This is a genomic window from Mesorhizobium sp. M4A.F.Ca.ET.090.04.2.1 (assembly GCF_003999085.1).
Lineage (GTDB): Bacteria > Pseudomonadota > Alphaproteobacteria > Rhizobiales > Rhizobiaceae > Mesorhizobium.
Genome location: NZ_RZOT01000075.1, coordinates 1 through 14,466 on the forward strand (window position 1 = coordinate 1; position 14,466 = coordinate 14,466).

10 protein-coding genes and 8 pseudogenes are annotated in these 14,466 nt (G+C 59.1%); 5 read left to right on the forward strand and 13 right to left on the reverse strand.

Annotated features, from left to right (window positions below):
* The 6 genes and pseudogenes from EN781_RS08060 to EN781_RS08085 form a co-directional block, all read right to left on the reverse strand.
* Positions 1-186: transposase (locus EN781_RS08060; protein ID WP_145965460.1), on the reverse strand; the 186-nt coding region annotated here is incomplete at its 3' end.
* Between the two features lie 307 nt (positions 187-493).
* Positions 494-1,135 carry a hypothetical protein gene (locus tag EN781_RS08065; protein WP_091597887.1) on the reverse strand — a complete coding sequence of 214 codons (642 nt, stop codon included), beginning with the start codon at positions 1,133-1,135 and terminating at the stop codon, positions 494-496.
* A 46-nt stretch (positions 1,136-1,181) separates the two neighbouring features.
* Positions 1,182-1,562 (reverse strand): hypothetical protein, encoded by a 381-nt coding sequence (locus EN781_RS08070; RefSeq protein WP_236473639.1) that lies wholly within the window; start codon positions 1,560-1,562, stop codon positions 1,182-1,184.
* Positions 1,563-1,718: 156 nt separating this feature from the next.
* A pseudogene (locus EN781_RS08075) lies at positions 1,719-2,216 on the reverse strand (IS110 family transposase); the annotation flags it as partial.
* 56 nt (positions 2,217-2,272) lie between these two features.
* Positions 2,273-2,587, reverse strand: a pseudogene (locus EN781_RS08080) (hypothetical protein); the annotation flags it as partial.
* A gap of 188 nt (positions 2,588-2,775) precedes the next feature.
* Entirely contained in the window at positions 2,776-5,823 is a 3,048-nt protein-coding gene (locus tag EN781_RS08085) for an N-6 DNA methylase (RefSeq protein ID WP_084831476.1), read from the reverse strand.
* 11 nt (positions 5,824-5,834) lie between these two features.
* On the opposite strand from EN781_RS08085, the gene EN781_RS08090 reads away from it, so the two are divergent.
* Positions 5,835-6,137 (forward strand): hypothetical protein, encoded by a 303-nt coding sequence (locus EN781_RS08090; RefSeq protein WP_127313414.1) that lies wholly within the window; start codon positions 5,835-5,837, stop codon positions 6,135-6,137.
* A gap of 153 nt (positions 6,138-6,290) precedes the next feature.
* Here the strand turns inward: EN781_RS08090 and EN781_RS35940 are convergent.
* Positions 6,291-7,150: pseudogene (locus EN781_RS35940) on the reverse strand (DUF6615 family protein).
* A gap of 107 nt (positions 7,151-7,257) precedes the next feature.
* Positions 7,258-7,641: a hypothetical protein gene (locus EN781_RS08100; protein WP_091597881.1), complete on the reverse strand. Its 384-nt coding sequence runs from the start codon at positions 7,639-7,641 to the stop codon at positions 7,258-7,260.
* 340 nt (positions 7,642-7,981) lie between these two features.
* Between EN781_RS08100 and EN781_RS08105 the strand changes: the two genes are divergently transcribed.
* A complete protein-coding gene (locus tag EN781_RS08105; RefSeq protein ID WP_127220022.1) occupies positions 7,982-8,353 on the forward strand; it encodes a hypothetical protein in 372 nt (123 codons plus the stop codon).
* 202 nt (positions 8,354-8,555) lie between these two features.
* On the opposite strand, the pseudogene EN781_RS35180 reads toward EN781_RS08105, so the two are convergent.
* From EN781_RS35180 to EN781_RS08130, 5 genes and pseudogenes are all read right to left on the reverse strand, one after another.
* Positions 8,556-8,895: pseudogene (locus tag EN781_RS35180) on the reverse strand (Arm DNA-binding domain-containing protein); the annotation flags it as partial.
* Positions 8,896-9,196: 301 nt separating this feature from the next.
* Positions 9,197-9,640, reverse strand: a complete 444-nt coding sequence (locus EN781_RS08115; protein ID WP_029354749.1) for a hypothetical protein — start codon at positions 9,638-9,640, stop codon at positions 9,197-9,199.
* Between the two features lie 4 nt (positions 9,641-9,644).
* Positions 9,645-10,775 carry an ImmA/IrrE family metallo-endopeptidase gene (locus tag EN781_RS08120; RefSeq protein ID WP_189347394.1) on the reverse strand — a complete coding sequence of 377 codons (1,131 nt, stop codon included), beginning with the start codon at positions 10,773-10,775 and terminating at the stop codon, positions 9,645-9,647.
* 58 nt (positions 10,776-10,833) lie between these two features.
* Positions 10,834-11,067, reverse strand: coding sequence for a hypothetical protein (locus EN781_RS34005; protein WP_127220023.1), 234 nt, complete (start codon positions 11,065-11,067; stop codon positions 10,834-10,836).
* A 693-nt stretch (positions 11,068-11,760) separates the two neighbouring features.
* Positions 11,761-11,973, reverse strand: a pseudogene (locus EN781_RS08130) (twin-arginine translocation signal domain-containing protein); the annotation flags it as partial.
* Positions 11,974-12,222: 249 nt separating this feature from the next.
* Between EN781_RS08130 and EN781_RS08135 the strand changes: the two are divergent.
* The 3 pseudogenes from EN781_RS08135 to EN781_RS34730 all read left to right on the forward strand — a co-directional run.
* Positions 12,223-12,473, forward strand: a pseudogene (locus tag EN781_RS08135) (DDE-type integrase/transposase/recombinase); the annotation flags it as partial.
* A gap of 802 nt (positions 12,474-13,275) precedes the next feature.
* Positions 13,276-13,919, forward strand: a pseudogene (locus EN781_RS34720) (restriction endonuclease); the annotation flags it as partial.
* A gap of 94 nt (positions 13,920-14,013) precedes the next feature.
* Positions 14,014-14,466 (forward strand): annotated as a pseudogene (locus tag EN781_RS34730) (transposase); the annotation flags it as partial.

Here is a 14,466-nt window from a genome sequence, read left to right on the forward strand (position 1 = left end):
GTTGTAGATCGTCTTGTGCGGACCATAGGCGGCCGGCACATCCCGCCAGCGCAGCCCGTTACGGATCACGAACAGAATCCCGCTCAGCACCCGTCGGTCATCGACCCGAGGTACCCCGTGCGAGCGTGGAAAGAATGGCTCGATCCGCCGCATCTGCGTCGGCGACAGCAGTAACAAATCACCCATGGTGGCCACCTCCAGCCACCTTGAATCATCATCGCTCCTTCAACTCAACAATTTAATGGGTCCTGACCCTAGTTGTTTCCTCACGCCAGATCGAAGGTCTCGTCAGCATTTCAGCATGCAGAAATTGCCAGTGCGAGCAGCCCTCTTTGCTCTCGTGACAGCATTCGAGATGTCCATGGCGGATGCGATAGGGAGACGCTTCGAAACGCCGGGCCGCTGGCTGGAGAAGCTTAGCGCCGAAAGAAGAAAGAAGATTTCTCAAGTGATCGCCGATGCGAAGAGTGATGATGGATTTGTGGACGAGATCCTATTCACTCAGTTCTGCGACAAATCTGATATTGTTCGAAAAGGAATAGAGCTCCCCCGGAGCGCGACATCGGCCGCCGACGTGTTCCGGCGAGCTGAGAAACTTAGAAATGCTGTTGCGCATGAAATGACTGTGCCTGGCTCCTTCCGCCGCGAAAAATATCGCAGTGTTGGTCAGAGATATGATGATTTTGAAAAGGGAGATTGATGGATAGAAGGCTTGCTCTGCGCAGTTGCCTTTTTGGTGCGTTGGGAGACGAAACGGAGACTGTGCAGGACCCTCCATTAAGCGCTCGAGGTTGCGCGCGTACTCATCTTCCAGTTCGACGCCGGCCTCTTGGAGAATGGCTACTTCTTCTCTGGTTAGAAGCCAGTCAGGCGACTCTACAGGGGGCACGTCGGCGGTGCCTTCGCCTAATAAATCCTCGTCCTCCGCAGCCTGCTGTGCGGCTGCCAATGCTGCCTGGATAGTCAGCGTCGCGTCGAAGACCGTGTCCCTCTCGGTGATTTCGAACTCGTGGCCACGCTCGGTTTGATACTTACGACCAAGAAAGCGATCCCGCAGTTCAGCGAACTGCCAATGCATGTCCTCTCGGCCAGCGTGATGTTTTTCGATGCCCTCGGGTTTGAAGTAGCAGACCATTTGCTCGACACCGCCTTGATGATGCCCCGGCGACGTGGCCAGGCGACTAGGAATGGGTGTTGATGTCCTGCTCAATCTGCCGTGCTGATTCCAGAATGTCATCGAAACTCGGCGGAGTGCCGAAGATCATGGCCGCCGTATTGGCATAGTCGCGCGTGAGCGCGTCCACCATCTTTGGAGCGGGCGCGATCGCGAAGCTGCCCGGGACTGCTGAGGCGAGGTCATAGTCGGGACGGTCGAAAAACATTCGTGCGTGCCGCACGCAGTCGGCGCCAAGATCGAGATCGCCGAGCGCGGCCTTTCCGGTCTCGGATCCGAGAAGACAGTGCATGTATGGACAGCCTCCGCGTGGCAAGGGCTTTCTGACATTGATGACAGGTTGGTCGGGTGCAGGCATGTATTCGGCCTTTGAGTGCGGCCTGTTCATGCCGCTGGCCTTGAAGTCCGCGGATCGGATCCCAGACAGGTCAACGCGCTTTTTGAGCGGCACCCACTGAGCGGGTTTTTCCGATCCCGGTTCGACCGTCGGTCATCACACCATCAGCACCTCACCAACCTCTGTGCATCCTCTGCGACTACGTCACTACGCCGGTGAATCCGCGAAGCGCTTGCCCGTAGTCATCAGCGCCCAGACGATCCGGGCCATCTTGTTTGCCAAGGCCACCGCAACGACGTTGTACGGCTTTTTCGCCAGAAGCTCGGCAGCCCAGCGAGTGGGTGCCGCTTTGCCCTTACGACAGAAGCGAAGCACGGCATGGGCTCCCACAACAAGAAGGCGACGGATGTAGGGATCGCCTTGCTTGCTGATCCGCCCGAGCCGATCCTTTCCTCCGGATGAGTTCTGTCGCGGCACCAGGCCAAGCCAAGCCGCGAGTTGCCGGCCGGATTTGAACAGGGAAGCATCTGTCACGGTCGCAACGATTGCGCTGGCGGTGATCGGACCGATGCCGGGGATCGTTTCGAGGCGACGGCTCAACTCGTGCGAACGATGCCAGATGTGAATCTGTCGGTCCAGCTCACCGACCTTCTCGTGCACCTCACGCAATTGCTGTAGGGCCGATCGGGCAAGCGGGGGAATGAGGTCGTGCCCCTCGTCCTCAACCAACGCGACGAGCATGCTCAGCCCTGTAGCACCCTATCGGCAGCCGTGTGGTGGCCATAGTCGGCGATCGGTTCGTTGCGATACCAGTAGATCGCCTTGTCGACGTCGCCGGTGAGCTCCGTCGCGGCCGAGATCACTTGTACCATCTCGCGCATCCGGCCCTGCAGGCGTTCCGATGAGGGATTGCGGAGCGTGTTGCGATGAACCCCGGTCAACTGTGCCAGATTGGCCACCTTCACGCCCAGCGCCTGCGACAGGCGCTTCGGCGAGATATAAGGCGTGCGCGGCTCCTGAAGGCTATCGACAAAGCCTGAGACCGCCTTGGAGTGTGCGAGCTGTGCGTAGGTTATGACAAATTACGACCTCTCATACGCACAATATATTAACATTCGAATGCATAGCAAGTGGACACGAATTATATGACTTGGTTTAACGGCACTCTGCAATTCGTCAGGCTAAGGGGCAGCATAAGGCCCGGGAGCGGACGGCAGGGGACGGGCGGATTGGTTCCGATAGCGGACCTTCTCTAGTGCGGGTGTCAAGGTGGAAGTAGCGCGTCGACAAGGCGTTCGATCGTTTCCGCTACGCCGTCGTCGACTAGTGTTTGCCGGATCGCCCGCCGCTTGGCGGTGAAGTGCGCGCTGTCGGGTAGTTCGATGCGGGCGGCGATTCCGGCAGCGTGCAGCGCCGCCGCGGCAAGGTCCACGTGCAGTGCCTCGGAAGCGTCGAATTCAGGGATAGGCAGCGTCCAGACGAGATTGTCGAAGTCACGCGGATCTCGCTGTCCGACTGGCTGAAGGTCCTTTACGCGATCAAGCACAATACTCGTGTTCAGGACGGCAGCAACGTACGCGGCTTCTTCGAGTGAGTTGGCGGCCGACCAATAGGCCTTGTGGTCGATAATCACATCGTCGTCCTCTAGCCAGCACGCGCTCAATCGCGTTCCAGCTTTGGTGTAGAGAACTCGAATCGGCGATCTCGCCGCCTGCGCCACCAGTTTTTGAAGGTGGTTTAGCGACCGCGTCAGCGTCATACGAGGCGCGCCGTCTACCCCCTTGTTGCTATGCTCGTTCCACTTCGTTTCGGCATCGCGCAACCACGCCGCAAGGCCACGATGGCCTCGTGCGTCAGCGCTTGCCGCCGTGAGGATTGCACCGCTCTCCATCGGAACCACGCCCGTCACGAGGTCGAGGACCCGATAAGGTGCGACGGACTCTCCCAGCGCAATTCGACGCACGAATATGCGTTCGACCGGGCCCTCGGGAGGCTCGACGCCGGTCCACGGCCGCTTGTCGAGACTACCAACACGGCCGCGCAGGCGCGGCGCATCGCGGCGGCTTTGCAGGCGTCCGGCTGCGGCATACTCCACGAGAACAAAGCGCCTTGGAAAGAGGCTTGCACCATTACGGAAGCGTGTCCGATATGGAGATGCAGCAAGTAGCGTTCTCGGCCTTGGCCAAGCCGCGCGCATATGCGCGAGCACCTCGGCCGCCTCGGCCTCGCTGGCATCACGCCGTGGAAGCACACCTACCCAGCGATCGAATTCCGCCGGCGGCGGCCCGGCACGGTCACGCTCACCGAACAGCACACAGGTGCTCGTCGTGCTGCTGCCGGATTGCGCACCGAAGATCGGCCACACCCGCTCCAGACCCCAACCGCCGATGATCGCTACCCGCACGCGCTCCATGCCCCCGTCGCGCATTCCGGCGAACACGGGAGCGTTGAGCGCGGCATAGGGCAGAACGAGCGCCAGCACGCCGCCGTCGCGCAGGTAGCGTTCCGCGCCGCGCGCCCAAAACAGCGCACACATGTCCTGTTGTGTGGCCAGACTGCCACCGACCCAGAGATTGTAGCTCCGCAGCGCCTCGCGCAGCCGGTCCTTCATGTCCGCGCTCAGGTGGCGATAAACGATCCAGGGCGGATTGCCGATCAGGACGTCAGCCCGGTGATCGGGATGCGACAGCCACACTGGGCGCAGCAAGTTGCGCAGAATGAAAGTCCAGATGTGGTTGCGGCCGTCAAGATAGAGTTCCTTGAGCTGCGCGAACGTTTGGCCGAGCATGGCCGCGTCCTCGGTGGTCGCGCCGGCGAGAGCGATGGCATGGCGAATGGCCTCCGGCTCGGCGAGCGTGTCGAGCCCGCGGTTGAGCTCGTCGAGCGCACGCTCGAACAGATGTTGGTCGCTCGCCAAGCCGGCGGGGATGCGCAGGGGCGGATCGTTGGGCGGCACGTCGACCAGCACTTCGGCCGATGCGCCCAGCGGTCGCAGGTTCCACTGCATCGAGTCGCCCATATAAACCGGCACGCTGAGCGTGGGCGGCCGATCCTGTACCAAATCGCCGAGTGCCAGCAGCCACGTGACGCGCGCGAGCGCGACCGCGACAGGGTGCACGTCGATCCCGAACACGCGATCGGCACAAGTCTCGACGATCTCGGCTGGTGGCACCCCAGCCTGCCGACCGGCTTCGATCAGGCGGCGAAGCGCATGGAACAGAAAGGTCCCAGAGCCACAGGACGGATCGAGCACCCGCTGTTCCAGCGGGCGAGGAATAGCCGCCGTGACCACCCGCGCGGCCAACCAGTCGGGGGTGTAGTATTCACCGAGGTCGTGGCGCTCGTCGGGGTCGATCAGGCTCTCGTAGAGACTCTTGAGCACGTCGACCTTGACATCGCGCAGGCGAAAACGAATCGTTTCGGCGGCAAGCGAACGCACCAGGTCATCGCCGCCCGTTGCGAGTAGGGGCCAGTCGAAGAAGTCAGCCTCGACGGCGCCGACAATACCCTCATTCGCCAGCAACCGGCCCGACAGCATCTCCGCCGGATCGCCAATTTCCAGATCGAGGACGCGCGCCGCGATCGCCTTCACGAGGATAGTCAGGTAGGTGTGTTGGAGGAACAGCGCATCACTGCCCACGTCATCGCCGTATACCTGGCGCAGCAACCCATCCCACAGGTTCCGCTTCAACCGCACTTCGGGATGGTCGCCGACCTCGGACCACAGGCGCTGCAGTTGCGCGTGCGCGCGGCCGAAGGCAAGGCTGTATCGACCGAACGCGAGCGCGACAGCGATCGGTGTCGGCATCACCTCGGGAACGGGCGAGAGCAGCGGCTCGAGCCAGGTCAGCAACCGTTCGGGGTGGTCGACGTCGACGTCATAGCGGCCGATGCTCGTGAGCCTGCCGAGATCCAGCGTGTAAGCGAGCAGCGTCGCGCCGTCGGTGGCAAGACCGACGGTGGTACGGCCAGGTGCGCTGCCGCGGCTTGCATCGGCCAGATAGTCGGGCATACGGGCGACGACATCACGCTCTTCGCGCCGTAGATCGCTCTTCAGCTCGATCACGGTGGCGCCCCACGCCACGTCGATCCGCCCACTGTTGTCGACAAGGTAGCGCTCGTGCTCTAACTCGCTGAACGCGGCGCCGAAGCCTTCTCGCAGCAGTTCCGTGATCAGGCCCCGCAACGCCTCGTGTCGTGGCCGGGAAGCCATCGATCGGACGATGTCGGGCAGACGATCTCCGCGCCAACTGTTTGCCACTTTCCCCTCCCGCTTGAGGCTGTACCGTTGCCGCCGCATGCGCGAGAGCATAAGTTGCCACCATGAGATTCGCTCAAGCAGACTTGTTCGCGCAAGACGACGCCGAACGCAACACGCTATCGCAATCAGAGCGGGTAGCGATCCGATCGCGTCTGGAAACGACACTGGCCAAGCTCGAAGCCACGGCAATCTTCCCTTGGCGCGATCCGCTGGACGCCGTGCACGAGGAGAACCGCTTCCAACGCGACAGCGAAATGCTCGGTGAGGAGGGCGTTCTTCTGTGGCACCGGTTCGACACAGAGATGGACCGGCTCCACGCGACGCGGTTCTCTTCCGACCTCCGCTCCGCTGGATCGACGAATTGACCAGTAGTTTGTCAAGTGCTTGGAAGTCGACCAGAGCCAAAATGAGGCGCAAAGTTACTACGCAAGCTTTGCCTGAAATGGGCCGCTGGGCTCAAATGTCTTTAGTCCGCCCCCAATTTAGCCAGCCAATCCCTATTAATGGCGAGCCCCAGCTCAGCCTCGCTGTGAGGGCACGTCGCTGATGACAGGCGTACGGGAGTCTCCGGTGCGACCGGAGATGAACGTAACTAACGGGTAATCGAGCTGCCGGTCGATACGTACCGCCGGACCGTCCTGCAAGGTCCGACCAATCCCATCAGCTGTCATGAGCTCATGAGGTTCAGATAGCCGGCGGAAGGTTTCGTCCCCGTACCTTTCGCGAGGCCTGGCAGGGGCGCTACGAACATATCGCTCTCTCAGGAAGGCAGAGACCGTATCAGGTGTCGGAACCGTCTCGCTCCGAACCGTGCTCCGAGGACAAAGTAGTGCCTCGAGGCAAAAGAAATGAGGCCGCAGATGGACAGACGCTTGTTAAGCGCTCCCGTTTTCGGCGTCCCACTGGCACCAGCGAGCTTCGCCTCCAGTTCGGCGGCGATGTCGCTCGCAAAGGCTAGGTTCGCCCCGCTGACAGAGGGGACCAGCCCCCTGAAGTTAGGGTCCATCGTCACACTCGCATGATTGTAGAAGAGGTAAAGTGGGACCCACGGCGGGGGCGTGTCCCGCAGGGTGCGGAATTGATAGTCATGCTTGGGCGAGGGCCTATGCAGCAGCTCGCTGTAGGAGCGGTTCTTGTTTTGGACCACGGCGGCGTTTAGGCGCTTGGCTTGGATCCGCACCCAAAGGTCGCGACCCTCAGACACGTTCCAGAACCGCAGATCAAGATCACCCCCGGTGTCCTTTTCGATCGGGTAGGAGATGACGAGCTCTGGACCGGCGAACGCGGCCAGCGCGCCCGTGAGGATGTCGGTCATGGTTTCTTCCCGGAACCTACCGCGCTTGAGGTTGGTCTCGCGGTCGAGCAGTCCCCCGATCACAAGAGGTAGCCGTGTTGCCAGGTCGCAAAGTGTTGCCAACGTTGTAATCCTACGATGACTATTGCCGCTCCGCGAATTCCATAATCACCTACACTCAGCGCAGGGAGTTAGCGTGTGGTTTCAAGCGAGCGGTAATGAACGGGGTCGTGGTTCCGCACGGCATCTAGGATCAGCGTGACGATCGCCTGCGCCTCGCTCATGTCTGGCAAGCGCGAATGACGGCCTATCCGAGCTACAGGCTTCGGCATGGCGCGCTCATGCGCAGCGGCGAGAAGTGCCTCACCTTGCACCTTCCATTTCACTTGCCAGCGACGGACCGCCGCCTCTGGACTCGCCGCATCCCAGTCCGTGCGCTGCCGAACGATGCGCGTCATGGCTGTGGTATACTTCAGGCCAGGCGTCTTCACCATGAGATCTGCAACCATGGTCAGGAAGACTGTATCGTTCTTGCCTGTGCCGCGAGGGCGGCCGCGGGAACGCTCGTCAGTCATCGGGGCGTCCTTTCCGAAGATGACGATGATGCCTTAGGATAAGTAATTCGACAGCCTGATCCTACTGAGAAGAATTGGCATTTCGACCTTTTTAGCGTCGGAAATTCACGTCACGAAGTCCATCAACGAGGATAATTCGATTTGGATGGATTTTTCCTCGCTCCGTGACTATCGCAGGGGATCTGCCCTGCGGCCGGGGGTTCCATCAATACGGTCGGGCTCAAGATCGCGCGGCAGAAACGGCTGTGGGGATACGGTCAGGAGTGAGCGAGATGAAACTACCCCTGTAATGACGTATGGAAGGGCCGACACCCTCGAAGAGCGGCTTGGGCTGACGCCCATGGTCAGCCAGCGTATCGCGGCGATCATCATCTTCGCCGCCGCCATCGAACATCACCTGGAGCGGGCACTGTGGAAGCTCGAGGGCGCCAATCCAACGGGCATTCGACCCGAGACCGACGCGAAGATGATCTCTGATTTGATCGGATGCTTGAAACATTCGCCTCAACCCTGCCAGCAGGAGAGGAGCGCACCCCTGCTTGAGACATGGTGCAATGCAGCCCGTCTCGCGTTTGCGATCAGGAATGACATCGCTCATGGCGTGCCCACCAATTTGGGAGACACGCTGACATTCATGAACAATCCTCGCTGGCATGGCGAGAAGCGAAAGAGACCAGTCAGCGACTATTGGGCCGGACGATCACTCTCTTGATCTCGTTCGTCACGTCTTCGCCGTTCTTCTGCGCGTCATTGTTGGCGTTTCGGCAGAGAAAGTGACGTTGGCCGGCCTTACTAAACCGTCTTTGCTACGTGCCTTGCGCGACTCGAATTCGATTCTGAGCGAAATGGCCTGTAAAGACTACAATCCGACCTTCGAGAAATACTAAATCGGCAGCGGGGCTTCATACCGCTTGCAGGTTAAGCCCCGCGTTCAGATCGGCGATATATCGCGCACACAGCTCTTTGATGGTGATTGCTTTGTAGTCGAGTTCACGCTCGTCGGCAGGATTGTCGCCTTGAGCGACACGGCCGAACTGGACATTCGCTTCCGGTCGTGCCGTCTCGGGCGTCCAATCCCGTGGAGGCCGATGGTGTAGCGAGGCGAGCGGCCGGCTGCCCTGTATTGATGACATAGCTGCGTTTGCCGGATGCGAACACACGAAGGCCGAAACCGAGCAGCTCCTCATCCCAGATGACGTAGTCCTTTTCGCGGACCTGGGCGGCGTCGACAACCCTTTTGGTGATCTTAGTCATGACGTTCTCTCCAACCAGCACCGATCTCTCGCGTAAGCAACCACGTAAGCACGAGGGCGGAAGTCGGAGCGCAGTTTCGGATTCGAGCGTCGCTCGGCATTTCAAGTTGCCTAAAAGTTTCTAAGAGATAGGGTGCGCCAAAGAAATCAGGGGTCCATTCTGGACACATAGGTTACGGTTTATACCGGAGACATGGTGAAGTGCACCCATCTCTCGGGAAGGGCACAGTCGCTTAGATGGGTTTTCGAGCAAAGCTGCCACTTGGTCCCACACCAAGTTCCCGCACAGCGCCAAAATGCTGCTAGAAGCTGGTGACTTCCATGAAAGGGACTTTCAGGGCGGCACAGAGGCTTCTCATCGACGAGGAGTGGAGTCCGTTGTCGCCGGATACCAAATGGCATGGCGGCTTAGCGCCATTTTGCGCACAATGGACGAGAGCTATGAAGGGGACCTTTTCGTTTGCGGCCGCGTTTAACCGATGCCCTGAGGTCATAAAGATTTCGTTGAGTGCGCAAGCGGCCACGTATACGTCGGAATCGAGTTCGACAATTTCGATGTCCGACTCCGATATCTCATCGGCCAAGCTCTTGTCGAAGATACGAACCTGGTCGAAAACCTCTTTGGGTACCGCAATGCGTTCGACTTTCGCTCGTTGGAACAGAGCGGCTTTCAGGTTTCCGCCAGCTTCGCTAAAATAGAGGCATGCCTCTAGATCAAGCACAAAGTTGATGCCGCTATAGGCCATGCTGTTATGGCCCCAGCCGGTTAACACCGATGGCGGCGATCTGCTTTATCGTACTTGGCTTCAGATTGGTGAGCCGGTACGCATCGAACTGAGAGATTGCCTTCCTGTCGACCGCGGCGGTGAGCATGTTAGGCAGAAGATATCCGAACCTGGCAATCTGCGAGCTAATTCCACCGCCCCCGCTGTTTTCCTCACCTTCGTCTTCTTCTTCGATCATGGGGACTTCAGACGGCAGGGTCGCAGACCACGCAGCGTAAAAGCCTTTGCTCAAGCCCAAATCAGAGACGCGTAAGGCGCTCGCCTGCTTACTGGCGCCAAATCGTCTGGAAAGGAGATCAACGACGGCCCTAGCACCCCTTCCCGCGACGCTTTTATAGGCTTGGGAAAATTCCTCCGCAGGCATCATGACCGAGGCAGTCACCGAGTTGCAGAATCTTTCAACCTGGTTGTTGAGAATGGCGGGGTCTGAAACTCCCGTTTTGCCAAGGAGCACATGCACCACTTCATGCATCAGTGTGAACAGCTTGGTAGCGGGCCGCTGCCCGGTTGTATTCACGAAGATGATGGGAAAGTCACCGGTAGGAGAGTAACAAAACCCACGGAACGGGTCCGCTACCCTATCGCAGAGCACGATGATGCCTTTCCGCTCTAGCGATACACGCGTCTCCCTGAACGTTAGGGTAGGATCCACCGATCCATCGACGCGCTGGACGGGGACATAGAGCGATTTCAATAGCTTTCGCGCGGTCGACTGCTGATGGATGGTCACGCTATTTGTATTGGCGAACCTGGCGCAGTCTTCGAACGCTCGGTCCGCCAGGTAGGCGGCGATAGAACGAGCACGCGCGATTCGCGTTAGTCCTGCCGATGTAAGAACCGCTGGCCTATTATTGGCGGCGCGAAAATCAGGCATATTGGCGTCGATTTCTACGTCTTTGGCGAACAGGAACTGGACCGGTACAGCCAGAGCGGAGGAAAGTGAAAACGCCACTCGCTTGCTGACGTCGGTTGGGGTTGTTTCCATTTCAGTCAAGAAATCTGGTCGGATATTCGCCTCAATCGCGACCGCTTCAATTGACAATCGTCGCGCGCGGCGGATGCTTTCCACTGCCGAAGGTCGGGGGGTAAGTTTCAATGGCATCTCAGTCGCTCGCAACAGAGTGTTTTCGTCTGAATGAGTTTTCCGGACTGCTTCAACTAGCGTTCGGATTGAATTTGGCGCTGTCGATTTTTAGAGAGCTGGCAATCGTTCCTCGAGGACCGCTTGCACGCCAGATCGCGGCAATCGAAACGTTAATCGGAACAAGAAAGGTGAGAAACCCCTCATCAGCCGGCAGCCTTCGGGCACGTTTGGAATCGGCAAAGCGAGAGATCGTCATCAATGACGATAGTTTGGCCACTTGGGTAACATGCTGCGCGGCCGTCACATCCTTGTTCGGGCTAGCGGCCCTGTATTGGTCGTTCTACGCTGCCGTGGACCAGTCTTGCATGGGCGAGCAGCTCGCTCTCTTTACGACCATTGTGCATTTCGTTCCCCTCCCATTGGCTATTCTAATCCTCTACGCCAGAGCCCATTTTGTCTATAAAGACGTTTGGCAAAAGTGCAATTTGCTTAAGCAAGATGCACTCGCATAACAATTGGCTGCTCTAACACAGCGTCTCGCAAGGCGATCGGCCAAGGAAGCTTGCGAACCGCCCGACATCGCGGACGTAGTTGCGCTGCGCCTCCTGGCTGAACCGGCGCATGGTCATGTCGTCAATCAACCATTGGCGCGGCGGGCTGATCGGTGCATCGAGAACAGGGTGGGGGTGGTCAGGCTTCTTGTTGACGAAGCCTGTGATGCTCTGCCCCGCCGAACGACGCTCAATGCGGGCGCGGCAACCGGATCGTGACCTCTACCTTACCACGCGCGTCCATCCCGCGCAGCGGGTTGTTCTCCGACCTATTGCGGTGATTGTCGCTGTTCGGCCACAGCTCCGGTTCTTCCACTTAGGTGATGATCACGTTTCGCAGGAGCTAGTGTCGTTACGACGCGCTTGAAGTTCCTTCACTAACGTTCCTCGCAATAACGCTAAGCGCCTGATCATATCCACGATCTTGATATAATCTTCGAGGACGTCGCCGGATCGAGACTGTCGGTTGCCCCAGCACCACTAAGGCCGCCCCTGGTGATACCGCCGCGGACAGGCCCCTGCGCGCGCGCAGCGCTGGCGAGGATCGAATTGGCGAACGTCGCTGAAACGCCGAGCGCCGTCGCACGGCCGAGAAATTCACGTCGGCTCAGGCGGCCCGCAGCGACGTAACGGCTAAGATATTCGAGTTCTTGCGACATGAAATGTTCCTCCTCCCATTCATTGTTTCGTGCTAATGTCAGCGCTTTATCAAGCTCAGCGGAAGCGAGCGGCCAAAGAATCTCTATTTAAATGGTAGTGGTCAAATACCGATTGTCGTCCCACATCATCTCGTTTCAAGATCGTTCACACGCAGGGCGGATCTGGTTCCGAGATGCGCGACAATCGATACTGACGAAATGACGTGTGATCGAACTACCTGATCGAAATTGTGGCCCGTGCTATCTGGCTACTTCCGCTCCAATCTGAGTCTGCGCGATGTCAGGGAAATGCTGCTCGATCGCGGGATTGTCGTTCCCCACGAGACCATCCTCCGATGGTGCCGATGCACTGCCTGATTATGCCCGCCGCATACGCCGAAGGCGCAAACGAAAACGATGTCTGGCACCTCGATGAAGTCGTGGTGCGCATCAACGGTCAGAAATCCTGGGTGTGGAGAGCGGTTGATCAGGACGGATATGTGCTCGACGAGATCGTCCAACGCGCCGCAACGCTGCGAAGTCGGTAGCTTCGGCCGAGATAGAAGATACTTTCGTTGCACTGCGCCTGAGCTCAAACCACTCACCGTCAAATCGTAACGGCGCACGCGCTTGTCCACGATCTCCGAAGGCTGCTCTACATTTTCAGCGATGGTTCATGGACGAAGGGGCTGCATGGCTCCGATCACGATCGGCCGAGCTTGAACGACTAAGCGGGCAGACAATCATCTAAGGTGATTGTGAGGGACCTTGGATTCCGCTGGGGTTCGTGCGGCAAGCATAGGACACTCTACTTTAACTGGCGACTTCTACAGCTGCCGGTACAGGTTATCGACTACGTGGTGCTACACGAACAGGTTCACCTGCTGCATCACAACCACTCCAAGCAATTCTGGAAAGCGATGGACAGCGTGCTTCCAGACTGGCTTGTTCGTAAGCAAGAATTGGAACGCGATTGGGTAGGTTTGCGCGTTTCGCTTTGGCGACTCCGTCGGAGGCCCCCGCTGGCGAAGGGATTGCCTCCACGAGTAAGGTGTCGCGGCGATGAGTTGCCGCAGGTCAAGCTCAGCGAAGCCGATCGACAGTAATGCCCCCGACAGTCGGGGATATTCCCACGTGTCAGCGCTCGCCGCCTCAACTGCATTCCGTGTATTCGAAGGCTGAAAGCACGATGCCGATCCCTGACTACCAATCGCTCATGCTCCCGGTTCTTGAGGTCTCTTCGAAGGACGAAACCTCCGCCCACTAGCCGAGGCCGAGATTGCTGCACGGTTTGGTCTCACCGCTGAAGAGCGTGAGCAGCTGTTGCCGAGCGGCAAGCAGCACGTGCTACACAACCGTATCCACTGGGCGAAATTCTACATGAGCAAAGCGGGACTGCTCGCCTCTCCCGCACGAGGGCGGTTCGTTGCCACCGAAGCAGGTCTGTCATTGCTCACCAGCGGCCCTGACCGCATCGACGTGAAGCTGCTATTGAAACACCCAGAGTTTAGGAAGTTTTACAAGGGCAACGGCTCCGATGATAGTGCAGGGGAGACGCCATCCGACGTCGCGACGGAGGCGACGCCGGAAGAGCAGATCGAAAGTGCCTATCAGGCGGTACTAACCGCTTTGCGGGCAGACATTTTGGACAGGATAGGCCAAAACAGCCCGGCCTTCTTTGAGCGGCTCATTGTCGATCTACTTGTCGCCATGGGTTATGGCGGATCGCATAAGAACGCAGCCGCCCAGCTTGGGCGCTCGGGCGACGGCGGGGTTGATGGCGTAATCAACGAGGATCGGCTCGGTCTCGATCGGTGTATGTTCAAGCGAAGCGTTATGCTGTCGCAAACGCTATTGGGCGACCTGATGTTCAAGGATTCGTCGGCAGTCTGGTAGGGCTAGGAGCGACGAAGGGTGTTTTCGTGACCACCTCGACATTCAGCCCACATGCCCACGAATTCGTGAAGCACCTGTCTCAACGCGTCATTCTGCTCGATGGGCGCCAACTTGCCGACTTGATGTTCGAGCATGGCGTCGGAGTTCGTGTCCGTCGAGCCATTGAGCTACCGGACGCGCCTTTTGCTGACGCACCGGCGCAATCTGAAGGCCGAAGTTCCTCGACCTGGAGAACGCCATCCGCCACTCGCTGAAGTCGTTCGGCATCCGCCTTAGGCAAGGTCGGACGTGGCGCCTTCGAACGCGCGGTACGCCAGGCGGTGGCGGACAATCCGTTGTCGGCCGAGCTGATGGACGCCATGCTGACGGCGCGCGCGGCGCTGTGGCGACAGTACTGCCGGCTGCATGATCTCGTCGTGAGGATCGTCGCGCACAGCGAGCCGTGCCGGCGCTTCATGGCTATTCCCGACGTGGTCGGGTGACGGCGCTCTCCTTCATGACGGCGATCGACGATCCCACGCGCTTTCACCGCTCGCGCGACGTCGCCGCTTACTTCGGGCTGACGTCGCGGCGCTGGCAGTCCGGTTCAACGATCGACATTCAGGGACGGATCTCCAA

Bases quoted from the DNA above. Each gene is read 5' to 3' on its own strand.
- EN781_RS08085 (WP_084831476.1), bottom strand. From the start codon at position 5,823: ATGCTCTCGCGCATGCGGCGGCAACGGTACAGCCTCAAGCGGGAGGGG.
- EN781_RS08090 (WP_127313414.1), top strand. From the start codon at position 5,835: ATGAGATTCGCTCAAGCAGACTTGTTCGCGCAAGACGACGCCGAACGC.
- EN781_RS08070 (WP_236473639.1), bottom strand. From the start codon at position 1,562: ATGAACAGGCCGCACTCAAAGGCCGAATACATGCCTGCACCCGACCAA.
- EN781_RS08105 (WP_127220022.1), top strand. From the start codon at position 7,982: ATGGTCAGCCAGCGTATCGCGGCGATCATCATCTTCGCCGCCGCCATC.
- EN781_RS08100 (WP_091597881.1), bottom strand. From the start codon at position 7,641: ATGACTGACGAGCGTTCCCGCGGCCGCCCTCGCGGCACAGGCAAGAAC.
- EN781_RS08115 (WP_029354749.1), bottom strand. From the start codon at position 9,640: ATGGCCTATAGCGGCATCAACTTTGTGCTTGATCTAGAGGCATGCCTC.
- EN781_RS08065 (WP_091597887.1), bottom strand. From the start codon at position 1,135: ATGGTCTGCTACTTCAAACCCGAGGGCATCGAAAAACATCACGCTGGC.